Annotated in this window: 16 protein-coding genes and 8 pseudogenes; 8 read left to right on the top strand and 16 right to left on the bottom strand. The window is 70.2% G+C overall.

What is annotated here, in order from left to right; all coding sequences use genetic code 11:
• Positions 1-251: 251 nt before the first annotated feature.
• The 6 genes and pseudogenes from MTP03_RS24060 to MTP03_RS20190 all read right to left on the bottom strand — a co-directional run.
• Positions 252-434: pseudogene (locus MTP03_RS24060) on the bottom strand (acyl-CoA dehydrogenase); the annotation flags it as partial.
• Positions 431-1,447: an acyl-CoA dehydrogenase gene (locus MTP03_RS20205; RefSeq protein ID WP_248489706.1), complete on the bottom strand. Its 1,017-nt coding sequence runs from the start codon at positions 1,445-1,447 to the stop codon at positions 431-433. The pseudogene MTP03_RS24060 and the gene MTP03_RS20205, both read right to left, overlap by 4 nt.
• 79 nt (positions 1,448-1,526) lie before the next feature.
• A pseudogene (locus MTP03_RS24055) lies at positions 1,527-1,730 on the bottom strand (acyl-CoA dehydrogenase); the annotation flags it as partial.
• A complete protein-coding gene (locus tag MTP03_RS20200) occupies positions 1,664-2,602 on the bottom strand; it encodes an acyl-CoA dehydrogenase family protein (protein WP_371820815.1) in 939 nt (312 codons plus the stop codon). The gene MTP03_RS20200 and the pseudogene MTP03_RS24055, both read right to left, overlap by 67 nt.
• Positions 2,602-3,503 (bottom strand): annotated as a pseudogene (locus MTP03_RS20195) (enoyl-CoA hydratase). Before MTP03_RS20195 ends, MTP03_RS20200 begins: the two are co-directional and overlap by 1 nt.
• Positions 3,500-5,029, bottom strand: a complete 1,530-nt coding sequence (locus MTP03_RS20190) for a FadD3 family acyl-CoA ligase (protein WP_248489705.1) — start codon at positions 5,027-5,029, stop codon at positions 3,500-3,502. The pseudogene MTP03_RS20195 and the gene MTP03_RS20190 overlap by 4 nt, the downstream one beginning before the upstream one ends.
• A 112-nt stretch (positions 5,030-5,141) precedes the next feature.
• Here MTP03_RS20190 and MTP03_RS20185 point away from each other — a divergent pair, with 112 nt between their 5' ends.
• From MTP03_RS20185 to MTP03_RS20170, 4 genes and pseudogenes are all read left to right on the top strand, one after another.
• The gene (locus tag MTP03_RS20185; RefSeq protein ID WP_248489704.1) at positions 5,142-6,302 is read left to right on the top strand and encodes an acyl-CoA dehydrogenase family protein; all 1,161 of its coding nucleotides are present in this window, start codon (positions 5,142-5,144) and stop codon (positions 6,300-6,302) included.
• The gene (locus MTP03_RS20180; protein ID WP_248489703.1) at positions 6,299-7,111 is read left to right on the top strand and encodes an SDR family oxidoreductase; all 813 of its coding nucleotides are present in this window, start codon (positions 6,299-6,301) and stop codon (positions 7,109-7,111) included. Before MTP03_RS20185 ends, MTP03_RS20180 begins: the two co-directional genes overlap by 4 nt.
• On the top strand, positions 7,104-7,709 hold the full coding sequence (locus MTP03_RS20175) for a TetR/AcrR family transcriptional regulator (protein WP_248489702.1): 606 nt from the start codon (positions 7,104-7,106) through the stop codon (positions 7,707-7,709). The genes MTP03_RS20180 and MTP03_RS20175 overlap by 8 nt, the downstream gene beginning before the upstream one ends.
• Positions 7,706-8,867: pseudogene (locus MTP03_RS20170) on the top strand (acetyl-CoA C-acetyltransferase). The gene MTP03_RS20175 and the pseudogene MTP03_RS20170 overlap by 4 nt, the downstream one beginning before the upstream one ends.
• A gap of 26 nt (positions 8,868-8,893) precedes the next feature.
• Here the strand turns inward: MTP03_RS20170 and MTP03_RS20165 are convergent.
• From MTP03_RS20165 to MTP03_RS20150, 4 genes are read right to left on the bottom strand one after another with little or no spacing between them, the layout of a single operon-like run.
• Entirely contained in the window at positions 8,894-9,952 is a 1,059-nt protein-coding gene (locus MTP03_RS20165) for a nitronate monooxygenase family protein (protein ID WP_248489701.1), read from the bottom strand.
• Positions 9,949-10,692 (bottom strand): CoA-transferase subunit beta, encoded by a 744-nt coding sequence (locus tag MTP03_RS20160; protein ID WP_248489700.1) that lies wholly within the window; start codon positions 10,690-10,692, stop codon positions 9,949-9,951. Before MTP03_RS20160 ends, MTP03_RS20165 begins: the two co-directional genes overlap by 4 nt.
• A complete protein-coding gene (locus tag MTP03_RS20155; protein WP_248489699.1) occupies positions 10,689-11,567 on the bottom strand; it encodes a CoA transferase subunit A in 879 nt (292 codons plus the stop codon). Before MTP03_RS20155 ends, MTP03_RS20160 begins: the two co-directional genes overlap by 4 nt.
• Positions 11,564-12,376: an enoyl-CoA hydratase family protein gene (locus MTP03_RS20150; RefSeq protein ID WP_248489698.1), complete on the bottom strand. Its 813-nt coding sequence runs from the start codon at positions 12,374-12,376 to the stop codon at positions 11,564-11,566. The genes MTP03_RS20155 and MTP03_RS20150 overlap by 4 nt, the downstream gene beginning before the upstream one ends.
• Before the next feature lie 124 nt (positions 12,377-12,500).
• On the opposite strand from MTP03_RS20150, the gene MTP03_RS20145 reads away from it, so the two are divergent.
• Entirely contained in the window at positions 12,501-13,400 is a 900-nt protein-coding gene (locus tag MTP03_RS20145; protein ID WP_248492315.1) for an SDR family oxidoreductase, read from the top strand.
• Positions 13,397-14,302 (top strand): SDR family oxidoreductase, encoded by a 906-nt coding sequence (locus MTP03_RS20140; RefSeq protein WP_248489697.1) that lies wholly within the window; start codon positions 13,397-13,399, stop codon positions 14,300-14,302. Before MTP03_RS20145 ends, MTP03_RS20140 begins: the two co-directional genes overlap by 4 nt.
• A gap of 88 nt (positions 14,303-14,390) precedes the next feature.
• On the opposite strand, the gene MTP03_RS20135 is transcribed toward MTP03_RS20140, so the two are convergent.
• Positions 14,391-15,377 (bottom strand): NAD-dependent epimerase/dehydratase family protein, encoded by a 987-nt coding sequence (locus tag MTP03_RS20135; protein WP_248489696.1) that lies wholly within the window; start codon positions 15,375-15,377, stop codon positions 14,391-14,393.
• 4 nt (positions 15,378-15,381) lie between these two features.
• Positions 15,382-16,542: a steroid 3-ketoacyl-CoA thiolase gene (locus MTP03_RS20130; protein ID WP_248489695.1), complete on the bottom strand. Its 1,161-nt coding sequence runs from the start codon at positions 16,540-16,542 to the stop codon at positions 15,382-15,384.
• 245 nt (positions 16,543-16,787) lie between these two features.
• On the opposite strand from MTP03_RS20130, the gene MTP03_RS20125 reads away from it, so the two are divergent.
• The gene (locus MTP03_RS20125; protein ID WP_248489694.1) at positions 16,788-18,011 is read left to right on the top strand and encodes a cytochrome P450; all 1,224 of its coding nucleotides are present in this window, start codon (positions 16,788-16,790) and stop codon (positions 18,009-18,011) included.
• Positions 18,012-18,250: 239 nt separating this feature from the next.
• Here the strand turns inward: MTP03_RS20125 and MTP03_RS20120 are convergent.
• The 3 genes and pseudogenes from MTP03_RS20120 to MTP03_RS20110 all read right to left on the bottom strand — a co-directional run bounded on the left by MTP03_RS20120 (position 18,251) and on the right by MTP03_RS20110 (position 21,425).
• Positions 18,251-19,422 (bottom strand): annotated as a pseudogene (locus MTP03_RS20120) (thiolase domain-containing protein).
• Positions 19,422-20,496, bottom strand: a pseudogene (locus MTP03_RS20115) (thiolase domain-containing protein). Before MTP03_RS20115 ends, MTP03_RS20120 begins: the two co-directional pseudogenes overlap by 1 nt.
• Complete coding sequence (locus MTP03_RS20110) at positions 20,496-21,425, bottom strand: Zn-ribbon domain-containing OB-fold protein (RefSeq protein WP_248492314.1); 930 nt, start codon at positions 21,423-21,425, stop codon at positions 20,496-20,498. Before MTP03_RS20110 ends, MTP03_RS20115 begins: the two are co-directional and overlap by 1 nt.
• Positions 21,426-21,587: 162 nt before the next feature.
• On the opposite strand from MTP03_RS20110, the pseudogene MTP03_RS20105 reads away from it, so the two are divergent.
• Positions 21,588-23,140, top strand: a pseudogene (locus tag MTP03_RS20105) (AMP-binding protein).
• Positions 23,141-23,209: 69 nt separating this feature from the next.
• Here MTP03_RS20105 and MTP03_RS20100 read toward each other — a convergent pair.
• Positions 23,210-24,432, bottom strand: a pseudogene (locus MTP03_RS20100) (IS30 family transposase).
• Positions 24,433-24,487 lie beyond the last annotated feature (55 nt).

Genomic DNA, 24,487 nt, shown 5'->3' with positions numbered 1-24,487 from the left:
CCGTCGAGCACGAACCGGGCGGTGCCGGAGACGGCGGAACCCGCGGCGGTGAGCGGCCGCGCCGCGAAGGTCTCGCCCGCGAAGGCGACCGCCGCGGTGCGCGCCCCGGACGCGAGGTCCGGCAGGAGCGCACCGTCGTCGATCCGGGCGAGCAGCGCGGTCGCGAACGCGGCCGAGCCGAGGAAGGGGGACGGAATCAGGTGCGCGCCCAGCTCTTCCGCGACCACCTGCAGCGCTCGGACACCGGCGCCGAGACCGTCGTGCGCTTCGGGGACCGCGAGCGCGGCCACGCCGACCTGTTCGCACAGCAGCGACCAGAATGCGCGGTCGTAGCCCTGGGGCGAGTCGATGGCCGTGCGCAGTGCGGCCGGCGTCCACCGCCGGTCGATCACGCTCCGGACCGCGCCGGCCAGGTCCTCGAGTTCGGAACTCATCGTGCCGCCTTCCGGACCGCGTCGAGCAACGTGGCTCGATGCTCGGCCTGAGTTCCCCACGCGGACTGCAGCGCGCGGACTTTGGTGATCCACAGGCCCAGGTCGTACTCGGCCGTGTAGCCGATCGCGCCGTGCACCTGCAGCGCCGTCCGGGCCGCCAGGTACGCGGCGTCCGCGGCGGCCACCCGCGCCGCCGCCACATCGCGCACGGGATCGAGATCCACGCCGCGGGAGTCGTTCCCGGACAACGCCACCGCCGCACCGCTCAGTAGCGGTTCGGCCAGTTCGAGCCGGGTCGCCACGTCGGCCAGGAGATGTTTGATCGCCTGGTACTCGCCGATCGCCTTGCCGTACTGCGCGCGCGACTTCGCGTAATCGACGGTGTCGTCCAGCAGGCGCCGCCCGGCACCGATCAGCTGCGCCGCCGCCCCGAACGCACCCCACGCCTCCGCCTGCGATTGAACGATGTTCTGGAGATTGCGACCTGGGGTTTCTCCCTCCAGAACGTCGTTCAATTGCGTGGCGAAGAGGCGCCGGGTCGGGTCGATCGACGTCCGAGCGGAGGTCGACGGTGCGCCGACCTCGGCGACGGTGCCATCGGGTCCGATCACGAAGCGCAGGTCCGCGGCGTCGGCGTCCAGCAGGTACGGCGTGCGCGGGGGAACGCCGACGGTGCCGATCGCCCCGCCCGCGAGGGCCTCCAGGTGCCCGGCATCGTCGAGCACCGCGGGCAGGACCGCGATCGACTCCACGACCGGTCCGGGCACCCCGTGATACCCCAGCGCGCGGAGCGCGACGGCGAGGTCCACGGCGTCGCCGCCGACCCCGCCGTGCTCCTCGGCGACGGCCAGACCGGTGACTCCGAGGTCGGCCAGCGCGGCCCAGACCTTCCGGCCCGGGCCGCTGTCCCCGGCGGCCCACGCGCGGGCGGCGGACACGACGCCGGCCTGCGAGAGCAGATCGTCGAGCGACTCCGCGAAGGCCAGGTTCTCCTGCGACGGTACGAATCTCATCGGGCCCCCGGGGTAGGCCGAGGAGACGCTCGGCGATGGTGTTGCGCTGGATCTGGTCGGTCCCGCCGTAGATCGGGCCCGCCAGCGAGAACAGGTACCCGGCCGGCCAGCGGCCCTCATCGGGTGCGTCCGGTCCGGTCAGTTCGCCGCGCGCGCCGAGCAGGTCGAGCGCGGTCTCGTGCAAGCCGACGTCGAGGTGACTCCAGAACAGCTTGTTCACGCTCGACTCCGGGCCGAGCTCGCCGCCGTCCTGCAGGCGGGTGACGGTGCCGAAGGTGTACAGCTGGTAGGCGCGGGCGCCGATCCAGGCATCGGCGACCTGCTGTGCTGCAGCGCTTCCGTGTCGCCGTCCTCCCGCTCCCACAGGTCCACGAGGGCGTCGGCGGCCGACAGGAAACGGCCAGGACTGCGCAATGACAGCCCGCGTTCGTTGTTCGCGGTCGTCATGGCCACGCGCCAGCCCTGGCCGGGCTCGCCGATCACGTCGGCGTCGGGCACGAAGACGTCGTCGAGGAAGATCTCCGCGAACCCCGGCTCGCCGTCGAGCTGCGGGATGGGGCGCACCGTCACGCCGGGGGCGCGCAGGTCGAACATGAGATAGGTCAGGCCGCGGTGCCGCTCCGAGCCGGGTTCGCTACGGAACAGGCCGAACGCGCCGTCGGCGAAGGCCGCGCGGGAGCTCCACGTCTTCTGGCCGGAGAGCTTCCAACCGCCCTCGACGCGGGTGGCGGTCGAGCGGAGCGAGGCGATGTCGCTGCCCGCCTCCGGCTCCGACCAGGCCTGCGCCCACACCCGCTCCGAGCGGGCCATCGCGGGCAGGATCCGTGCGCGCTGCTCGTCGGTGCCGTGGCTGAAGAGCGTGGGGGCCAGCATGAACAGGCCGTTCTGGTTCACCCGCAGCGGCGCGCGCGCGGCGTAGTACTCCTCCTCGCAGACGACCCATTGCAGCAGCGTCGCATCGCGGCCGCCGAACTCCGCGGGCCAGGAGACCGCGGCAAGGCCGGCATCGGCGAGCGTCGCCTCCCACGCGCGGTGCGCGGCGAAGCCCTCGGCGGTGTCGAAGGAGGGGAGGGGCTCGGCGGGCACGTTCGCCGCCAGCCAGGCGCGCACCTCGTCGCGGAACGCGACGACTCCGTCGTCGAACTCGAGGTCCACTACTCGCCCTTCCTCGCCGCGGCGGCGTCGGCCGACCGCGCGCCGGACGCCATCGACTTGGCGCTCTGCCCGCCCAGCGAGTCGCCGCCGGAGACCTCGGCGTTGTGGGCGTGCGCGAAGTGATGCAGCCCGAACACCGAGTCCATGCCCGCGCGCATGCCCATGAGGTCCTCGCACTGGTTGACGGCCTTCTTGGTCAGGGCCAGACCGAAACTCGGCATGTCGGCGATGCGCTCCGCGAGCGCCAGCGTCTCCTCCTCGAGCTCTGCCCGGGGCACGACCCGGTTGACCATGCCCCATTCCTTCGCCTGCTGCGCCGAGAAGCGGTCGCCCGTGAACAGGAACTCCTTGGCGGCCCGCGGGCCCATCACCCACGGATGCGCGAAGTACTCGACGCCAGGGATGCCCATGCGCACCACCGGATCCGAGAAGAACGCGTCGTCCGAGGCCACGATGAGGTCGCAGCTCCACGCCAGCATCAGCGCGCCGGCGATGCAGGCGCCCTGCACCGAGGCGATCACGGGCTTCGGGATCTCCCGCCATCGCCGGCACATGCCGAGGTACACCTCGGACTCGCGGGCGAAGCGCTGGTCGCCCCCTCGCGGCCCACGTGGTCCCACCACAGCACGGCCTTGTTGTCGAAGTGCTGATCCACGTCGCGGCCCGGGGTGCCGATGTCGTGGCCGGCGGAGAAGTGCTTCCCATTGCCCGCCAACACGATCACCTTGACCGCCGGATCCTCCACCGCGCGCACGAAGGCCGCGTCGAGGGCGTAGGTCATGGCCGAGTTCTGCGCGTTGCGGTACTCGGGCCGGTTCATCGTCACGACGGCGACGGGGCCGCGGAGCTCGTACGTCACCACCTCCTGCTCGCCGGAGGTGGGAGTCGGATTCTCGGTCATGGCTTCTCTCCTGCTGCAGGGTCGGGCTCGCCCCGCAGGACGCGCTTGAGCACCTTTCCGGTCGCGTTGCGCGGTAGCTCGCTCACGAACTCCACGCTGCGGGGGACTTTGAAGTTGGCCAGGAACTCCCGGCAGTGCGCGATCACGGCGTCCTCGGTCAGGTCGTGTCCCGTGGCGGGTACGACGAACGCCTTGCCCACCTCGCCGAGCCGCGGGTCCGGGACGCCCACGACGGCCGACTCGGAGACGCCCGGGATGCGCGCGATCACCTGCTCGATCTCCGCGGGGTAGACGTTGAACCCGCCGTTGGTGAACATGTCCTTGATGCGGTCGGTGATGCGCAGGTTCCCGGCCTCGTCCATCGACCCGGCGTCGCCGGTGCGGAACCACCCGTCCGCGTCGAAGGCCTTGGCGGTCGCCTCGGGGTCCTCGAAGTACTCGGTGATCACGTTCGGGCCGCGCACCAGGATCTCGCCGTCCTCCGCGATCCGCACCTCCATGTCGCGCACGGCCCGGCCCGACGTCGTGGCGATGACCTCCGGAGCATCGTCGGCGCGGCACATCGTCACCACCGGCGCCTCGGAGAGCCCGTAGGCCGTGAGCACGCGGTCGTACCGCAGTTCGTCGCGCATCCGCTCGATCAGCACGACGGGGATCGTGGCCGCCCCGGTGGTCGCGGCCCGCAGGCTCGACAGGTCGTAGGACGCCCGGTCCGGATGGTCGAGCATCATCTGGTGCACCGTCGGGACGCCCGGCAGGATCGAGATGCGTTCGCGCTGGATCAGTTCGAACGCGCGGATCACATCGAAGGTCTGCTCCGGGTAGATCGCGGCGCCGAACTGCAGCGCCGCGAGGACGCCCGCCTTGTAGCCGAAGATGTGGAAGAACGGGCTGAGAATCAGGTAGCGATCGGCGGCGCCGACCCCCACGAGCTCGGACCAGTTCGCCGCATTCGCCAGAGTCTGCGTGTGCGTGCTCATCGCCCCCTTGCTGCGCCCCGACGTGCCCGAGGTGAAGAAGATGTCGGATGGATCGTCCGGCGTGACCGCGGCGGCCGCACCGTCGAGCTCGGGGTCCGTGACGTGCGCGCCCCGCGCGGGGACGGCGGGCCAATCGGGGAGCCGGAACACAGCGGCGATGTCGGCCGGCAGGGAGCCCGCCGTCGAGATCACCAGATCGAGCCGGTCGACGCCGAGGAACGGGCCCGCGACCACGAACGCGCGGGCCCGGGTGCGGACCAGCAGGTCGACGATCTCGGGGCCGGTGTACCGGGTGTTGACGGGGACCAGGACCGCGCCGATGTACGCGGCCCCGAGTGCGGCTTCGATCCATTCGTGGCCGTTCGGCGCGCACACGGCCACCCGGTCGCCCCGGCGGATCCCCTCGGCGAGGAGCGCCTTGGCCACGGCGCGGACGCGGTGATGTAGTTCTTCGTAACTGATCCGCAGGTCGCCGTCGGCGATTGCAGTGCGGTCCGCGAAGCTCTCCGCGGCGCCGCGGAGAGCCGTCGCGATAGTGCGGGACATGCGCAAACCCTTCCACCTAGCAAGTGCTTGGTAGAACACGTTACAGTGCGAGTCGAGTCTGTGTAACCTGATTCCACCAAGCAGTTGCTTGGTGCGTGTCGAAGGGAGAGCGGTGACCACGCGAAGCGGTGAGACAGACGCTGAGTTCCGCGTCCGGATCCGCGACTGGCTCGCGACGAACCTGGCTGGCGAGTTCGCCGCGCTCCGCGGTGCGGGCGGTCCGGGGCGCGAGCACGAGTTCTTCGACGAGCGGTTGGCGTGGGAGCAGCACCTCGCCGCCGCCGGACTGAACTGCATCGGCTGGCCGGCCGAGAACGGTGGCGGCGGAGCGTCGCTCGCGCAGCAGGTGATCTTCCACGAGGAGTACGCCCGCGCCGGCGCGCCCGCCAAGGTCTCGCACCTCGGTCAGGAGTTGTTGGGACCCACTCTGATCGCTTTCGGCACCGCGGAACAGAAGGCGCGATTCCTGCCCGCCATCCGCGACGTCCGGGAGCTGTGGTGCCAGGGCTACTCCGAGCCCGGCGCGGGCTCGGACCTGGCGAACGTCCACACGCAGGCCCGGCTCGAGGGCGACGAGTGGGTGATCACGGGCCAGAAGGTGTGGACCTCGCTCGCGCACGTCGCGGACTGGTGCTTCGTGGTGGCCCGCACCGAGCCGGGATCGGCACGGCACAAGGGGTTGTCGTACCTGCTCGTCCCGATGGACCAGCCCGGAGTCGAGGTGCGGCCCATCGTCCAGCTCACCGGTACCTCCGAATTCAACGAGGTCTTCTTCGACGGTGCCCGCACCGCGGCCGCCAATGTGGTCGGCGAGCCCGGCGACGGCTGGCGGGTGGCTATGGGCACCCTGGCGTTCGAGCGCGGGGTGGCCACCCTGGGGCAGCAGATCGGCTTCCGGCGCGAGCTGCAGGCCCTCACCGATCTCGCCCTCGACAACGGTGCTGCCGCCCGTCCCGAGGTCGCCGACGCCCTCCGCCGCGGGTGGACCGAGCTCGACGTCATGCGCGCGCACGCCCTCCGGACCCTCGGCTCCGCCGAGACCGGGACGGCCGAGGTCGCGAAGCTGCTGTGGGCCAACTGGCACCGCAGGCTCGGAGAGCTCGCGATGACGGTGCGCGGCGCCGCCGGCCTGCTCGCCGAGCCGGAGCTGGACGACTGGCAGCGGCTCTATCTGTTCACCCGGGCCGACACGATCTACGGCGGCTCCAACGAGATCCAGCGCAACATCATCGCCGAGCGCGTACTCGGCCTACCTCGAGAGGCCCGCCCATGAGCAGCGAACTCCCGCCCGCCGCACCCGCTATCCCCGCACCGCCGTATCCCCGGGGCCGCAACCTGCTTGAGGACAAGGTCGTGGTGGTCACCGCGGCCGCCGGCACCGGCATCGGCTCGGCCACCGCCCGGCGGTGCCTCGAGGAAGGCGCCCGCGTGGTGATCTCCGACTGGCACGAGCGCCGCCTCGGCGAGAAGCTCGACGAGCTCGCCGCCGACTTCGGCGACCGCGTGTACTCCGTCGCCTGCGACGTGACCGTCGAGGAGCAGGTGCAGGCGCTGCTCGACGGTGCCGCCGAGCGGTACGGCCGGATCGACGTGCTGGTCAACAACGCCGGACTCGGCGGCAGCGTCGCGGTGCAGGACATGACCGACGAGCAGTGGTCCCGCGTGCTGGACGTGACGCTGACCGGCACCTTCCGCGCCACCCGCGCCGCGATCAACCGGTTCATCGCGCAGGACGGGGGCGGCGTCATCGTCAACAACGCCTCGGTGATCGGCTGGCGCGCGCAGGCCGAGCAGGCCCACTACGCCGCCGCGAAGGCCGGCGTCATGGCGCTGACCCGGTGCTCGGCCGTCGACGCGGCGCCGCACGGCGTGCGAATCAACGCCGTCTCGCCCAGCATCGCGATGCACGCCTTCCTCGCCAAGGTCACCTCCGACGAGCTGCTCGACGAGCTCTCGCGCCGCGAGGTGTTCGGTCGCGCCGCGGAGCCCTGGGAGGTCGCGAACGTGATCGTGTTCCTCGCCTCCGACTACAGTTCGTACATGACCGGTGAAGTCGTGTCCGTGAGCAGTCAGCATGCCTAAGCCGGACCCGTCCGCGCGGCGCGCGGAGGTCCTCGCCATCAGTGCGAAGCTGTTCGCCGAGAACGGCTACCGCGCCACGACGGTGCGCGACATCGCCGATGCCGCGGGCATCCTGTCCGGGAGCCTCTACCACCACTTCGACTCCAAGGAGTCGATGATCGACGAGATCCTCCGCGAGTTCCTCGACGAGCTCTTCGGGACCTACCGCGCCGTGCTCGTGTCGGCGTCGGACCCGCGGGAGCAGTTGCGGGGCTGCGTCATCGCCTCGTTCACCGCGATCGACGCGCGTCCGGCCGCGGTGGCGATCTATCAGGCGGAGGCTCGCACGCTCGCGCAGCAGGAGCGTTTCGCCTACATCGCCGAGTTACTCGACGAGTTCCGCGCCATGTGGCGCGGCATCATCACCCGCGGCGTCGAATCCGGTTCGTTCCGAGCCGATCTGGACGTGGACGTCACCTACCGGTTCCTCCGCGACACCGTCTGGGTGGCCGTGCGCTGGTACCGGCCGGACGGTCCGCTGCTGGCCGTCGATGTCGCGGAGCAGTACCTGAAGATCCTCGAGCAGGGGATCGCCCGGCCCACGAAGGAGCACTCATGACAGCCCTCGCCCCCGGCGCCTACATCCTGGACGCCGTACGCACACCCACCGGCAAGCGCGGCGGATCCTGGCCGCGGTGCATTCCGCGGACCTCGGTGCGCACGTGCTGCGCGCCTCGGTCCTGCGCTCCGGCGTCGACCCGGAACTCGTCGACGACGTGATCATGGGGTGCTGCGACACGATCGGCCCGCAATCCGGCAACATCGCACGCACCTCGTGGGTCGTGGCGGGCCTGCCCGAACACGTTCCGGGGTCACCGTCGACCGGCAGTGCGGATCGAGCCAGCAGTCGGTGCACTTCGCCGCCCAGGCGGTGCTCTCCGGTACCGCCGACGCGGTCGTGGCCGCCGGCGTCCAGAACATGAGCGCGATCCCGATCAGCGCGGCCATGCTCGCCGGCCGCGAGTACGGCTTCGACGACCCCTTCTCCGGTTCGGTGGGCTGGCGCGAGCGCTACGGCGACGCCGAGGTCTCGCAGTTCGCCAGCGCCGACATGATCGCGAGGAAGTGGGGCGTCTCCCGCGCCCGCATGGAGGAGTTCGCCCTCGCGAGCCACGAGCGGGCGATCGCCGCGATCGACGCCGGCCGCTTCGAGGCCGAGATCGCGCCGGTGGACGACTTCGCCGTCGACGAGACGCCGCGCCGCGGCACCACACTGGAGAAGATGGCCGGCCTCGCGCCACTCGCCGAGGGGTCGTCGATCACGGCGGCCGTCGCGAGCCAGATCGCCGACGGTGCGGCCGCCGTGATGGTGGCCTCGGCCGGATTCATCGAGCGGCACGGCCTGCGACCGCGCGCCCGGATCCACCACATCTCGGTCCGCGCGGCGGACCCGGTGTGGATGCTCACCGGGCCGATCCCGGCCACGCAGTACGCGCTGCAGAAGACGGGGCTGACGGTCGACGACATCGATTTGTTCGAGTGCAACGAGGCCTTCGCGTCGGTGCCCCTGGCCTGGATGGACGAGCTGGGGATCCCGCACGAGAAGGTGAACGTGAACGGTGGCGGCATCGCGCTGGGGCATCCGCTGGGTGCCACCGGCGCCAAGCTGATGACCACGCTGCTGCACGAACTGGAGCGTCGCGGCGGCCGTTACGGACTGCAGACGATGTGCGAGGGCGGCGGTACCGCCAACGTCACGATCATCGAGCGCCTCTGATAGCGCCGCCGCGCGGGCGCGGGAACTCAGGCGCGGAGGCCCGCGAGGGCATCGAGGCGCTGCTCGGCCTCGGCGACGATGCGCTCGATGAGCTCGGCCACCGTCGGCAGGTCGTCGATGATCCCGGCGACCTGGCCCGACGCCAGAACTCCAGCATCGGTGTTCCCCTCGACCAGTCCGGCGCGCAGCAGCATCGGCGTGTTCGCCGACATCATCAGCTGGCTCCAGGTGCGGTCGCCACCCTTCTTGAGCGCAAGGCCCTCGCTGACCAGGCCCCGCCAGGAGACACCGGTCAGGGCCTGGAAGCGCACGGTGTTGCGGGCCGCGTGGGCGAGCGTCGCCACCCCGCGCGACCTCTCGAGCGCGTCGACGAGCGCGGTGCGCAGGACCCGGTGGGGCATGCCGTCGACCTTGGTGGTGACGACGGTGTCCCCGAGGCCGCGCCGGATGTATTCGGCCTTCACGGATTCCGGGACTCGGCTGTCCTGGGTGAGCAGGAACCGCGTCCCCATGGCGACGCCGGAGGCGCCGTAGGCGAGGGCCGCGGCGAGTCCGCGTCCGTCGAAGAATCCGCCGGCCGCGACGACCGGGATGTCGACGGCGTCGAGTACCGAGGGGAGCAACAGCGTGGTCGCCACGCCGCCGGTGTGGCCGCCGCCCTCTCCGCCCTGAACGATCACCGCGTCCGCTCCCCACGACGCGACCTTCTCGGCGTGCCGCGCCGCACCGATCGACGGGATCACCACGAGGCCGGCGTCCTTGAGCTGCGCGATCATCTCCTTGCGGGGCGCAAGCGCGAACGAGGCCACCTTCACGCCCTCCCGGATCAGCAGATCCACGCGCTGCTGGGCGTCCTCGGCGTCGGCGCGCAGGTTGACGCCGAACGGTGCGTCGGTGCGCGACTTGGTCTTCCGGATCGCGGCCTCGAGTTCGGGGTAGGTCATCGTGGCGGAGGCCAGGATCCCCAGGCCGCCGGCGTTCGCCGTCGCCGCGGTCAGGTGCGGGCCGGACACCCACCCCATGCCGGTCTGCACGACCGGGTGCTCGATCTCGACGAGCTCGGTGAACCGAGTCCGGAGCGTCACGCGGGGACCTCCTTGCCGCGCAGGTTCTTCGGGTCCACCACGGTGCGGATGAGCTCGAGCTCGGCGGCTGTGGGCACGCGCGTCTCGGGGACGCCCGAACCCGCGAGTTCGAATCCGGTCGCCGCGCGCACCTGCTCTTCGGAGACGCCGGGGTGGACGGAGAGGAGGGTCATGGCACCGTCGTCGTCGAAGCCGAGGACGGCGAGATCGGTGACCACGCGGTGGATGTCGTGGAAGCGCGAAGCGGACGGGCCGGCCGCGCGGGCGCGGTCGTAGCCCACGCCGCTGACGACGTCGACCGACTGGACGAAGACGCGCGTCGAGTGCTTCGGGATCCAGTACGAGGTGCGGTTGTTCACGGTGTTGCCCGGTCCGCCGCGCACGCCCAGCAACTGGCGTGACGGTGCGCGGTGCTCGCCGATGGCGGAGATGTTCTGATTGCCGTATCGGTCGATCTGGCTGGCACCCATGATCACGTGCCGCTTGCCGTTCGGGACGACCACGTCGAGGACCTTCTTGAACGGTTGCCAGCCCTCGATGCCCGCGGCCGGGTCAGCGGCGTCGGCGATCAGGTAGGCCTCGCCGTCGGAGAGCAACAGGTCGGGTGCGAACGTGAGGCGGGCGAGCCGCCCGCCCAGCGACGGGATCAGGCCCATCGGGCTGGCGGTGATCTCGCCGTCGCCGCGGAACAGGTCGGCGATCGCGGTCACGCAGACCTCGGCGCGGGTGATGTCGGTCATTTCGCCTCCTGCTGAGCCGATTCCGCGGCCCATGCGGTCACTTCGGCCTGGTAGTGCGCCTCGTCGCCCGAGAGGAACCGCTGCTCGAACTCGGCCCAGGCGGCAGGGTCCTTGGCGCTCGCGGCGTAGTGCCGCTGAAACTTCTCGTCGCGCCCGTAATCGGGTACGGCGGTGGTGAAGTGCGCGCCGTTCGGCGTCTCCACCACGCCGGTGACGGCGCTGCGATTGATGAGCAGCGACTGGACGGGGCCGCCCGCCACCAGCTCCTCGGTGGGGACGATCCGCTCGCACGAGACGTAGCAGCGGTCGGCCGCGAGGGCGAAGTCGTCGTCGAAGTACGGGTCCGGTCCCAGGTACTGGGCGTTGCCCCGCGCATCGGCACGGTTCATGTGCACGAGAGCGGCATCCAGCCGCAGGGCGGGCACCGCGACCAGCTCCTCGCCGTCGGCGTACGGCGAGACGACGGTGCGCAGGTCCGGGTTGACGTCCATGACCGACGAGCCGAGGCCGGCCCGGATCGGCAGGAACGGCAGGCGCTGCACCGCGGCCTTGAGGCCCGCGGCGAACATGCCCTCGTCCCACTCCGCGACCTCGATCGCGCCGGACTGCCGGGCGCGCGCGAAGTTCGGGTCGATGGGCACGGTGTCGAGGGTGACGAAGCCGAAGACCAGCTTCCGGATCTTCCCCGCCGCGGCGAGCAGGCCCACGTCGGGCCCGCCGTAGGACACCACGGTGAGGTCCCGGAGGTCGGAGCGCAGGATCGCGCGGACCAGGGCCATCGGCTTGCGCCGCGAGCCCCATCCGCCGATGCCCAGCGTCATACCGTCCTCGAGCTCGGCGACCACCTGATCGGCGGTCATGGTCTTCTCGGTCATACGTTCTCCTGCTGTTCTTTCCGTGCGTCGACGGCATCGCCCACGGTGCGGCCGGTGGCGACGAACTCGCGGCGGTGCTCGTCCGAGTAGCCCGCGAGATTGAGTTCGAACGTGAAGCCCTGCTCGAACCGGTAACTGGTGTGGACGTTCACGGGGTCGATCCCATTGATCGCCTCCTTGGCCTTGCGGATCACCCGGGTGTCCTTGGCGGCGATCGCCCGCGCCACCTCGAGGGCGGCCTCGTCGAGCTCGGCGCGCGGCACGACGCGGTACACGGAGCCGAAGTGGTGCAGCTGCTGGGCGGTCACGGTACCGGCGGTGAAGTACAGCGTTCGCATGAGGTGCTGCGGTACCAGCCGCGCAAGATGCGTTGCGGCGCCGAGGGCGCCGCGGTCCACCTCGGGCAGGCCGAAGGTCGCGTCGTCGGAGGCGACGACCACGTCGGCGTTGCCGACGAGGCCGATGCCCCCGCCCAGACAGAAGCCGTTCACTGCGACGATCACGGGTACCGCACAGTCGTACACCGCCGAGAAGGCCGCGGCGCAGCCCGAGTTCGCGCCGATCAGCGCGCCGTAGCCGTCGCCGGCGGCCTGTGCGGCGTCGATCTCCTTGATGTCGACGCCGGCGTTGAAGCCGCGTCCCTCGGCGCGCACCACGACGACGTGGCACGACGGGTCGCGTCCGGCCTCGGTGATCGCGGCCGCGAGGTCGAACCAGCCCTGCACGGTGAGGGCGTTGACGGGCGGGGCGTCGACGGTGATCGTGTGGATCCCGGGCTCGTCGACGGTGGTCGTGATCGGTGAAGACACACCGACTCCTTCGAGGTAGACAGGTAGAACGTGATCTAAACCGAGCAATTGCTTGGTACGCTACCACCGAAGCCCTGTCAGCCGGAATGGGAAGTGGGGAAATCTTGTGAGCGCAGCGACGTCGGTGGGCCTCGGGCTCGACGGTGCGGTGGTACTGGTCACCGGTGGAGTGCGCGGAATCGGTGCGGGTATCGCCCGCGTCTTCCTCCGGCACGGCGCCACCGTGGTGGTGTGCGCCAGGCGCGAACCGGAGAGCCCGGTGGCGGTCGGCGGAGCCGATGGATTCGGCGGAGTCGGCGGAGCCGATGGATTCGGCGGAGTCGGCGGAGTCGATGGATTCGGCGGAGTCGGCGGTGCCGTCGCCGAATTCGTCGCGGCCGATGTCCGCGACCCCGAGCAGGTGGACGCGCTCGTCGCCGGCATCATCGAGCGGTACGGTCGCCTCGACGTGCTCGTCAACAACGCCGGCGGCGCGCCCTACTCCGATGCCGCGAATGCCTCGCCCCGATTCCACGAGAAGGTCGTCGGACTCAACCTGCTCGCGCCGCTCCTGGTGGCGCAGAGGGCGAACGCGGTCATGCAGGTGGCGGGGCGCGGAGCTATCGTCAACATCTCGAGCGTGAGCGCCACACGCCCGTCCCCCGGGACCGCGGCCTACGGGGCGGCGAAGGCGGGGCTCGACTCACTCACCACGAGTCTTGCGGTGGAGTGGGCGCCCGCGGTGCGGGTGAACGCCCTCGACGTCGGCATGGTGCGCACCGAGGCTGCGGAACAGCACTACGGTGACGACGCGGGGATCGCCGCGATCGGGGCGACCGTGCCGCTGGGCCGCCTCGCGGACCCGGAGGAGGTCGGGGAGTGCGCGGCCTTCCTCGCGTCCCCGCTCGCCTCGTACGTCACCGGCGCGACCCTGCTCGTCCACGGCGGCGGCGAGCGCCCCGCCTTCCTGGCCGCGGCCACCGTCGACAACGGTGCTGAGCGGCCGAACTCGAATCGAACCGAGAACCAGGAGAATCGTCCATGACAGGAATAGTCGACGGCCGTGTGGTCATCGTCACCGGGGCCGGCCGCGGCATCGGCCGTGCCCACGCACTCGCGTACGCCGCGGAGGGGGCGGCGGTCGTGGTCAACGACTACGGCGTCGGGCTCGACGGTGCCGACGCGTCGGCGGGACCCGCCCAGCAGGTGGTGGAGGAGATCAGGGCCGCCGGCGGTCGTGCCGTCGCGAACCCCTCCGACGTGGCGGACTGGGCGGGAGCGGAGGCCTTGGTGCGCACCGCGATCGACGAGTTCGGTCGCCTGGACGTGCTCGTGAACAACGCCGGTTTCCTGCGCGACCGCATGCTGGTGAACATGTCCGAGGCGGAGTGGGACGCCGTGACGCGCGTGCACCTCAAGGGGCATTTCGCGATGCTGCGCCACGCGGCGGGCTACTGGCGGGACGAGTCGAAGGCAGGGCGCCGGCCCGACGCGCGGGTGATCAACACCAGCTCCGGTGCCGGCCTGCTGGGCAGCGTCGGTCAGGGGAACTACGCCGCGGCGAAGGCGGGCATCGCCGAGATGACGATCCAGGCGGCGGCCGAAATGGGGCGCTACGGCATCACCGTGAACGCGATCGCGCCGGCCGCGCGCACGCGGATGACCGAGGTGACGTTCGCCGACGACATGGCCGCTCCCGAGGACGGATTCGACGCGATGGCGCCGGAGAACATCTCGCCGCTGGTGGTGTGGCTCGGCAGCACCGAGTCCGCCGGGGTGACGGGCCGCGTCTTCGAGGTCGAGGGCGGCAAGGTCTCCGTGGCGCAGGGCTGGCGGCACGGCCCGCAGCGTGACAAGGGCGCACGCTGGGAGCCCGCGGAGCTGGGGGACGTGGTGCGCGGCCTCCTCGCCGAGGCGCAGCCGCCGGAGCCCGTCTACGGCACCTGACCGTCGAAGACGACGGTGCCGGCCGCACGGGAGGGGATCTCCGTGCGGCCGGCCGCGTCTCGGCGAGGGGTCGGCCGAGTCTGTGTGGTCAGGCCCGCGTGCCGAGCCGGCCGGACTCCGCGAAGAAGCGCACCAGCTCGGTGGCGGTCGTTGCCATCGAACGCGGGGCGTAGCCGAGTTCGTTGCGGGCCTTGCTGATATCGACCAGCGGTGACGCGAAGAGCGGCCCGAGCGCGGCCTTGGAGAGGACGTCCGAGCCGAGCCGGGCGTTGATCGGTTCGAGCACCGGCATGATCGCCGCGAGCGCACCGATCGGCACGGCCACGCGGGGGCCCGACTTCCCCGCGGCCTGTGCGGAGAGCCTCATGGCGTCGATGATCGGAGCGAACTCGCCTCCGAGGAGGTAGTTCTCGCCCGTCCGGCCCTTCTCGGCCGCGAGCATCACGCCCGTCGCCACGTCGCGCACATCGACCAGGTCGAAGCCGGCCTTGGAGACGAACGCGGGCATGCGGCCTCGGGCGGCCGTGTGCGCGAGGCGGTTCAGGCGCGAGAGCGAGGCGCCGTGGTCGGCAGGCCCCCACACGCCGGTCGGATTGCAGATCGTGGCGTCCAGGCTGTCGTCGATGACTCTGCGGAGCTCCTGTTCGCCCGCCCACTTGGAACGGTCGTACACGGGGATCTCGGGTCGCTCCGACCGCGGCGCCGTCTCGTCGATGACGTCAACGAGGTCCTGGTCGAAAGCGTGGATGGAGCTGAGGTGCACCATTTTCCGCACCCCGGCTTCGAGTGCGGCCCGAGCGACCGTGCGTACGCCCACCGTGTTCAGGTGCCAGGCCTTCTCGTCCTGCATGCGCAGGGTGATCATCGCCACCAGGTGGTAGACCACCTCCACACCCTTGAGCGCCGCGCGCATCTCGTCGGGCTCGAGCACGCTGGCCTGCACCCAGCGCACGCCGTCGGGGGCGTGCGGCGAACTGGTGCGGTCGATCGCAACCACCTCGTGGCCGTGCTCAACGAGCTGTTGCAGGAGGTTTCCGCCGACGAAACCGGCTGCGCCGGTGACTGCTACCCGCATCGCCTCAGATCCGCTCGATGATCGTGCCGGTGGCCATCGCGCCGCCGCAACACATCGCGATCAGCGCGGTCGACGCGTCGCGACGCTCCAGCTCGTGCAGCGCGGTGGTGATGAGGCGCGCGCCGGTGGAGCCGACGGGGTGGCCGAGCGCGATCGCGCCGCCGTTGACGTTGACCTTGTCCGGATCGGGGGCGATCACCTGCTGCCAGGACAGGACGACGGAGGCGAAGGCCTCGTTGACCTCGAACAGGTCGATGTCGCTCAGCGCGCGGCCGGAGCGCTCGAGCACGCGCTCGGTGGCGCGGATGGGGCCGTCGAGGTGGAAGTAGGGTTCGCCGCCCACGAGCGCCTGCGAGACGATGCGGGCCCGCGGGGTCAGTCCGAGCGCGGCGGCGCGATCGGAGTCCATGAGCAGGACGGCCGCGGCACCGTCGGACACCTGCGAGGAGGTCCCGGCGGTGTGCCGGCCCCCGTCGAGCATGGGCTTGAGCTTGGCGAGTCCCTCCGCGGTGCTCTCGCGCGGACCCTGGTCGCGCGAGACCTCGATCGTCTCGCCCGTGGGGGCACCGTCGGCCATGGCGGGCGCCTTGAGCGAGACGACCTCGCGGTCGAAGCGACCCTCCGCCCAGGCCTGCAGGGCCTTGCGCTGCGAGTCGAGGCCGAAGGCGTCGATGTCCTCGCGGGTGAGTCCGCGGCGCTCGGCGATCCGCTCGGCGGCGAGGAACTGATTGGGCATGTCGATGGTCCACGATGGGGGGCGGGAGTTGCCCAGGCCCTCCGGCCGGTTCGCGCCGAGCGGGATGCGGCTCATGGATTCGACGCCGCAGGAGATGCCCACCTCGATCGCGTCGGTGGCGATGAGGCCGGCGATGAGGCCGGTGGCCTGCTGTGCGGAGCCGCACTGGGCGTCGATGGTGGTGGCACCGGTCAGCTCGGGCAGGCCGGCATTGAGCCAGGCGGTGCGCGTGATGTTCCCGGCCTGCTCACCGGCCTGAGTGACGTTGCCGCCGATGACCTGCTCGACTTGTGCGGGGTCGGTGCCCGCGTGCTCGAGGAGGGCGGTGACGGTGCCGCCGAGGAGTTCGGCGGGGTGCAGTCCGCTCAGCCAGCCGCCCCGTTTGCCGATGGGGCTGCGGACGGCGTCGACGATGACGGGGATACCCATATCGATCGTTCCTCACATTCTCGGCTCGACCCGATGGGTAGAGCACGTTCTCGATTGTGGCGCCGATCTCCGGCTTTGTCGAGCCTCGTGGGGCGGCGCCGCGACTGGTTCGTCCCTGTGTATCTGCTGTGCAACCAGCGTCCTCCGCAATCTAGCTCACGAGCGGACGGTCTGTGCTTCAATGAGTAGAACATGTTTCAGATACGCCTGGCTGAAGTCCGGGTGAAGACGCTTGAGGAGGCGACGTGAGCGTGCACTTCCCCGCGGGGTTCGATTTCACCAGCCCCGACCTGTGGTCGGAGCGACGGCCCGAGGCCGAGTTCGCCGAGCTGCGGCGTTCAGCGCCGGTGTGGTGGCAGGACATCCCGCCCGGGACCACCGGGTTCGACGACGGGGGCTTCTGGGTGGTGTCCAAGCTGGAGGACATCAAGGCCATCTCGCGGAACCCGAAACAGTACTCGAACTGGGAGAACGGCGCGATCGTCCGGTTCGGTCCCGAGATCGAGCGGGAGCAGATCGACATGCAACGGATGCTGCTGCTGAACATGGATCCGCCGCAGCACACCAAGACGCGTCGCATCATCTCGCGCGGTTTCACGCCGAAGGCGGTGCAGTCGCTGCACGACGCGTTGGCCGAGCGGGCCGAGCAGATCGTGCACGAGGCGCGCAAGACCGGCGGCGGGGACTTCGTCGAGCAGGTCGCCTCGGAGCTTCCGCTGCAGGCTATCGCTGAGCTGCTCGGTGTGCCCCAGGAGGACCGCCGTAAGCTGTTCGACTGGTCCAATTCGATGATGGCGTACGACGATCCCGAGTTCGAGGGCAACTACCTCGAGGCGATGACGGAGTTCACGGGCTACTCGTGGAACCTCGCCGAGGAGCGCCGCAAGTGCCCGATGGACGACATCGTGACCTCGCTGATCCAGGCCGATATCGACGGTGAGTCGCTCGGCAGTGACGAGTTCGCCTTCTTCGTGCTGCTGCTCGCGGTTGCCGGCAACGAGACCACCCGTAACGCCATCAGCCACGGCATGAAGGCCTTCGTGGACTACCCCGAGCAGTGGGAGATCTACAAGGAGCAGCGTCCGCGCACCGCGCCCGACGAGATCGTGCGCTGGGCGACGCCGGTGTCGGTGTTCCAGCGGACCGCGCTCGAGGACGTCCAGCTCGGTGAGCAGACGATCAAGAAGGGCCAGCGCGTGGCGCTGTTCTACGCCTCGGCGAACTTCGACGAGGACGCCTTCGAGGATCCCTACACCTTCAACATCCTGCGCGACCCGAACCCGCACGTCGGTTTCGGCGGCTCGGGCACCCACCACTGCGTGGGCGCGAACCTCGCGCGGCTCGAGATGGATCTCATGTTCAAGGCCATCGCCGACGTCATGCCGAACCTCCGCGAGCTCGAGCCCCCGCAGCGCCTGCGGTCCGGCTGGCTCAACGGCATCAAGCACTGGAAGGTCGCCTACGAGTAGGCACGTCCACGACGAAGCCCCGGGAATCTCCCGGGGCTTCGTCGTGTGCGGGGCCCGGCGAGTCGGCCGGCGACTGAAGGATGTCGCGTTCGAACAAGCCCTCGAATTCTGTCCGCTCCGGACCGCGTGTCCGAGGTGGACGGAATCCGAGGGCGTTGCCATCGTGGTAGTGCCGCACGCCCGTACCCGTGCCGGTTCCACGGGTGGAACAAGCGCCGGCCAGAGGAAGGTATGCGGAATCAGGCGGGTTTGTCAGCGCCCACCAGCCACATCGAGAAGTATTGCGAGCCGCCGCCGTAGGCGTGGCCGAGAGCCGTTCGGGCACCGTCGACCTGGTAGTCCCCGGCCCGGCCCATGACCTGCTTCGCCGCCTCGGCGAACCGGATCATGCCGGACGCGCCGATGGGGTTGGAGGAGAGCACGCCGCCGGACGGATTGACGGGCAGTTCCCCGCCGATCTCGGTGCCCTGGACTCGGTGAGCTTCCAGCCCTGACCCTCGGGGACGAACCCCAGGTTCTCCAGCCACATCGGCTCGAACCAGGAGAAGGGCACGTAGATCTCGGCGGCGTCGACCTCGCGCAGCGGGTCGGTGATGCCGGCATCCCGCCACAGGGCGGCGGCTGCGTCCTGGCCCGCGCGGGGGCTGACGTGCTCGCGCCCGGCGTACGCGAGGGGCTCGGTGCGCATAGCGGTCGCGAGCACCCAGCCGACCCGGTTGCCGGTCGAGGCCTCCGATGCGGCGGCGGCCTCCTCGTCGCCGAGCACGATGGCGCAGGTGCCGTCGGACGACGGGCAGGTCTCGTCGAATCGGATCGGATCCCACAGCATCTGGGACGCCTGCACGGACTCGAGCGTGATGTCGGGCTGGTGCAGGTGGGCGAGCGGGTTCCGCGCCCCGTTGCGCCGGTCCTTCACCGCGACCATCGCCCCGATGTGGTCGGGCGCGCCCGAGCGACGGATGTAGGAGCGCACGTGCGGGGCGAAGTAGCCGCCCGCCCCAGCGCCGACCGGCACCGTGAACGGGACCGGGATCGACAACGCCCACATGGCGTTCGACTCCGACTGCTTCTCCCACGCCACCGTGAGCACCCGCCGGTGCACGCCCGACTTGACCAGGGCGGCGGCGACGGCGGCGGTCGAGCCACCGACCGAGCCGGCGGTGTGCACCCGCAGCAACGGCTTGCCGACGGCGCCGAGCGCGTCGGCCAGGAACAGCTCGGGCATCATGACGCCCTCGAACATGTCCGGCGCCTTACCGATCACGATGGCGTCGATGTCGGCCATCGTGGTGCCGGCGTCGAGCAGCGCGGCGTCGACGGCCTCGCGGATCATCCCGGCCATCGAGACGTCGGTGCGCTTGGCGCGGTGACGGGTCTGGCCCGTCCCGAGTACGGCAGTGGGCTTAGCCATCACTTGGCCTCCATCACGGCAATCAGGTTCTGCTGCAGGGCGAGCCCGCCCGTGGCGTGGGCGAGGACGCGCTCCGCGTCGCCGCTGAACACCGCACGGGCGGCCTCGCCGATCCGGGCGAGGCCCGCCGAGAACATCGGGTTCCCCACCAGCGCACCGCCGGACGGGTTGATCCGCACGTCGTCACCGAGCCCGATCGCCGCCCGCAGGATCAGTTCCTGATGAGTGAACGGTGCGTGGAGTTCGGCGAACTGCACACCACCGGCGCCCGCAGCGAGGGCGGCGGCGGTGGTCGACGGGGACTCCGTCAGGTCGCGGGAGCCCAGAGCGGGAGAGTCGATCCGGTGCTCAAGACCCGTGATGAACGCGGGCCTGTCGCGGATCTCGCGGGCGCGCTCGGCGGAGGCGAGGATCGCGACCGCGGCACCGTCGGTGACGGGGGCGATGTCGTGCCGGCGTAGGGGATCCGCCCACATGGGTTCGGCCAGAAGGGTATCGGCGTCGACCGTGCGCGAGAACTGGGCAGCGGGGTTCGATGCCGCGTCGCTCAGGCTGCGGGCCGCCACGGCGGCCATGTCGGCCTCGGTCCACGCGCCGGAGTCGATGCCCGCGCGCGCCTGCAGCGCGGCGACCGACACCGAATCGGGCCACAGCGGCGCGACGCTGTACGGGTCGAGCTGCATGGTGAGGGTGCGGCGCAGCTGACCCGCCGACGACTTGCCGAAGCCGTACACCAGCGCGGTATCGATCTCGCCGGTGCGGATCTTCACCCACGCCTCGTACAGCGCCCACGCGGCGTCCATCTCGACGTGCGATTCGTTGATGGGCGGGACGGCCCCGATGGAATCCACGGCGGCGATGAACGAAAATGCGCGCCCTGCAAGGTAATCCGACGACCCGGAGCACCAGAATCCGATGTCGGACTTGGTGAGGCCGGTCTGGGCGAAGACGTCGGCGAAGAGTGGGATCAGCATCTCCACGCCGTTGGTGGTGGTCTCGGCGGCGCGGAGTGAGGGTGGCGGCGTAGCCGACGACGGCGACGGAGCCGTCCGGATCGGTGCAGGTTCGCGACATCACAGGTGCTTCTCGTAACTGGAGTAGGGGGCGTCCGGCTCGCCGGTCGGTTCGAAATGCGAGATGTTGCCGGGGCTGGGAGTCCATTCCTCGCGGGGCTTCCACACGGCACGCACCCGCATGCCCATTCGCACCTCGGCAGGTTCACAGCCGAGGACGAGGTGGAGGAACGGGATGTCGGCGCCGTCGATCAGCACGTAGGCGGCGACGTACGGAGGTTTGATGCGCTGGCCCTGGAAGGGCACGTTCACCACGCAGAAGGTGGTGACCACGCCGGTGTCCGGCAGGTCGACCTCCTCGGTGGTGGGGATGCCGTCGATCGGGCAGGCGTTGCGCGGCGGCACGTAGACGTTGCCGCACGTCCCGCACCGCTGCCCCAACAGCCGGCCCTCGGCGAGGGCCTGCAGGTAGCGGGTCTCCGGCACGGATGCCGAGTGTTCGAGGCGCAGCGCGACCGGGGTGGTGAGGATCTCGATCGGCTCGCCCGACGGTGCGCCGACCTCGGGGACGCCGGAGCCCTCGCCGGGGACGAAGTGCGTGATGTCGCCGATCGCACCCGTGGTCTCCGCGGCCCAGCGGGCGTGTACCCGCATGCCCGTCGACATGTCCGCGGGGCCTGCGACGTCCACGGCGTGCAGGAGGGAGGTGTCGGCACCGTCGAGCCTGATGAGGGCGTACGCGAAGGGCCGGTCGAAGGGCTGCCCGTCGACGGGGTGCGCGTTCCAGCTCCAGCTGGTCACCGTGCCGGTGTCGGAGACCGGAACGATCTCGCTGAGGGCGGCCGTGGTGTCGGGATCGAACTCCAGCGGGGGCACGTGCACCCGCCCGGCCGCGTCCCGGGTGCCGACGATGCGGCGCTCGCGGAGGTTCGTCATGAACGCGCCCAGGACGGGTCCGAGCGACCGGGTGTAGTCGAAGGACAGGTGCATCGGCGCCGAGAGGGTCTGCGTTTCTGCGGTCACCTCACGAGTGAAACATGTTCTAACTTTTTGGCGCAAGGGTATCCCGGAAAAGGCATTCAGCCCTTACCGTGGAGAAAGTTCGCACCGCGTCCCGCGCCGGTGTTCCCACCACGATCCACGAGGTGTTCCATGGACGATCTGCATCGCGAGCCGCTCGCCGGCGACATCCTGCTCGGCTCCCTCGCCACCTACCCCGACCGCGTCGCCGTCCACGTCACGGGGCCCGACGGTGACTCCGCGCTGACCTACGCGCAGGTGCGCGACGAGGTCAGCCGCTACGCGCAGGCGTACGCGTCCGTCGGGCTCGGCGTGGGCAACCCCGTGGCGATGCTCTCGGGCAACCGGCACGAGGTGCTGATCGCCCAGTCCGCCAACTTGATCACCGGTGTCCGCTTCGCCGCGCTGCACCCGATGGGCTCGCTCGACGACCACGTCTACGTCATGGAGGATGCGGGGATCGAGACCCTCATCTATGACCCGCGCCTCTACGAGCAGCGCGCCGCGGACCTGCGGGATCGGGTGCCGGGGCTGAAAACCCTGCTCTCCCTGGGGCCCACGGCGGCGGGCGTCGACCTGACCGCCGTCGCAGCCGGATTCGAGCCCGGACCGCTCGCCGCGCACACGGCTGCCCCGTCGTCGACCGCGAGCCTGGCGTACACCGGCGGCACCACCGGCAAGAGCAAGGGCGTCATGCTCAGCTACTCCGGCGGCGCGGCGCTGCTTCGCATCCAGCGGACGGAATGGGAATGGCCGGAGGAGATCCGGTTCCTCGTGTGCGCGCCGCTCAGCCACGCCGGCGGAGCCTTCTGGAACCCGACATCGATGTCCGGTGGCTCGATGGTCGTACTGCCCCGGTTCGAGCCGGAGGCCGTGCTCGCGGCGATCGAGAAGTACCGGATCACCGCGACCATGCTGGTGCCGACCATGATCTACGCGCTGCTCGATCACCCGAAGTTCGACGACTACGACCTCTCCAGCCTGGAGACGGTGTTCTACGGCGCGTCCGCGATCTCGCCGACCCGGCTGACCGAGGCGATCGAGCGGATCGGCCCGGTGTTCTTCCAGTTCTACGGTCAGGCCGAGTGCCCCATGACCATCTCCGTGCTGCGCCGCGGCGACCACGACCCGTCGAAGCCGGAGCGACTCGCGAGCTGCGGCAAGCCGGTCCCGTGGGTGAACGTCGCCCTGCTCGACGATGCCGGGCGCACCGTCGAACCCGGTGCGCCGGGGAGATCTGCGTGCGTGGCCCCCTGGTGATGCAGGGATACCTGAACAAGCCGGAGCAGACCGCCGAGGCCACAGAGCACGGCTGGCTGCACACCGGCGACGTGGGCCGGTTCGACGACGAGGGCTACCTGTACATCGTCGACCGGAAGAAGGACATGGTGGTCACGGGCGGCTTCAACGTCTTCCCGCGAGAGGTCGAGGACGTGATCTCGACGCACCCGTCCGTCGCGTCCGTCGCGGTGATCGGCGTGCCCGACGAGAAGTGGGGCGAGGCGGTGAAAGCCGTCGTGGTCCCGCGCGCCGGCACGACCGTCGACGTCGAAGAGCTGCGCGACCTGGTGCGTGACCGCAAGGGAGCCGTCTACACCCCCAAGACCGTCGACCTCGTCGAGTCCATCCCCGTCAGCCCCCTCGGCAAGCCGGACAAGAAGGCCCTCCGCGCCCAGTACGCCTGATCACCCGATTGAACGATGTTCTGGCGAACGCGACCTGCGGCGAATCCAAGGGGCTAGCGCAACACGGCTCTACGCTGCTTGTTCGGATAGTAGTCGGTCGAGTGCTTCGGCTGGTGTGTGCCAGTCGAGGCGCTTGCGGGGCCGGCGGTTGAGTTGGGCGGCGACGAGGTCGAGGTAGCCCGGGCCCCACTGTGACAGGTCGGTGCCTTTGGGGAAGTACTGACGGAGAAGCCCGTTGGTGTTCTCGTTGCTGCCGCGTTGCCACGGTGAGCGTGGATCGCAGAAGTAGATATCGATCCCGGTCGCGGCGGTGACCAGTTCGTGCTTGGTCATCTCGATGCCTTGATCCCAGGTCAGGGAACGTTGAAGCTGTTCGGGTAGTTCTCCGATCTTGTCGATCAAGCGCCGCAGCGACCGATTCGGCGGTGTGGTCGCCGGGCAGGTGCAGCAGCATGACGAACCCGGTCGCTCGTTCGACGAGGGTGCCGATCGCCGACCCGGAGGCGGTCGATCCGAGGATCAGATCGCCTTCCCAGTCGCCGGGGATCGCCCGGTCCTCCACGTCTTTCGGGCGTTCGCTGATGTTGACCATGTTCGGTATCCGATTCCGGACGGTGTTGCTGCGCTGCGGCTTACGAAGCTTCCTCCCGGTGCGCAGATGCGTGGTCAGCTCGCGGCGCAGCTCGCCGCGCCCCTGAACGTAGAGGGCCTTGTAGATCGTCTCGTCGGACACACGCATCTCCGGGTCGTCGGGGAACTCCACCCGCAGCCGGTTCGAGATCTGCTCCGGGCTGAAGTCGTCTTTGAGCCACTGTTGCACCACCTGCTGCAGCCGAGGGTTCGAGGCCAACTTCCCCGGTGCCGTCCTGCAGGCTGCGGCATCGGCCGCGGCCTGCGCTGTGCTCGCCCGATACCGCCGCTCCCGCTCATACTCATACCGCCGACCGTTGACCGTCCGACCGTGGATGAACGTTCCCGCACGGCGCAGCTCCCGGCTGATCGTGCTCGGCGAGCGTCCCAACCGGTCAGCGATCGCACGCACCGTCAGCCGATCGGCCCTGAGCAGGGCAATCTCCTCCCGCTCGGCAAAATCAAGCCTTCGGTACGACGGCTCACAGGTTCTGATCGCGGGCTTCATTCCTCCACGATCGTTGAACCACCGGCTTGCCAGCCTCTCCGACACGGCCGCAGCAGCGGCCGCCCGCGACAGTCTTACCGCTGCGGATCTGATCCCAGAACGGACGCTCCCGCTCCGCCGGGCTCTTCGGCCTTCCCACCAGACAACACCCCATCTACCTCAGGTGTTGCGCTAGCCCTTGGACCCGAGGCAGGTCAGAATCTCCAAAA

The organism is Tsukamurella sp. PLM1 (genome assembly GCF_023168325.1).
Classification (GTDB): Bacteria; Actinomycetota; Actinomycetes; order Mycobacteriales; family Mycobacteriaceae; genus Tsukamurella.
The sequence above is the reverse complement of the archived record's forward strand: the minus strand, read 5'-3'. Positions and strand labels throughout refer to the sequence as shown.

What these genes read in the sequence shown, in the direction of transcription:
- MTP03_RS20205 (WP_248489706.1), bottom strand. Translation starts at nt 1,447, where the DNA reads ATGAGATTCGTACCGTCGCAGGAGAACCTGGCCTTCGCGGAGTCGCTC.
- MTP03_RS20190 (WP_248489705.1), bottom strand. Translation starts at nt 5,029, where the DNA reads ATGTCCCGCACTATCGCGACGGCTCTCCGCGGCGCCGCGGAGAGCTTC.
- MTP03_RS20180 (WP_248489703.1), top strand. Translation starts at nt 6,299, where the DNA reads ATGAGCAGCGAACTCCCGCCCGCCGCACCCGCTATCCCCGCACCGCCG.
- MTP03_RS20175 (WP_248489702.1), top strand. Translation starts at nt 7,104, where the DNA reads ATGCCTAAGCCGGACCCGTCCGCGCGGCGCGCGGAGGTCCTCGCCATC.
- MTP03_RS20160 (WP_248489700.1), bottom strand. Translation starts at nt 10,692, where the DNA reads ATGACCGACATCACCCGCGCCGAGGTCTGCGTGACCGCGATCGCCGAC.
- MTP03_RS20155 (WP_248489699.1), bottom strand. Translation starts at nt 11,567, where the DNA reads ATGACCGAGAAGACCATGACCGCCGATCAGGTGGTCGCCGAGCTCGAG.
- MTP03_RS20140 (WP_248489697.1), top strand. Translation starts at nt 13,397, where the DNA reads ATGACAGGAATAGTCGACGGCCGTGTGGTCATCGTCACCGGGGCCGGC.
- MTP03_RS20135 (WP_248489696.1), bottom strand. Translation starts at nt 15,377, where the DNA reads ATGCGGGTAGCAGTCACCGGCGCAGCCGGTTTCGTCGGCGGAAACCTC.
- MTP03_RS20130 (WP_248489695.1), bottom strand. Translation starts at nt 16,542, where the DNA reads ATGGGTATCCCCGTCATCGTCGACGCCGTCCGCAGCCCCATCGGCAAA.
- MTP03_RS20110 (WP_248492314.1), bottom strand. Translation starts at nt 21,425, where the DNA reads ATGCACCTGTCCTTCGACTACACCCGGTCGCTCGGACCCGTCCTGGGC.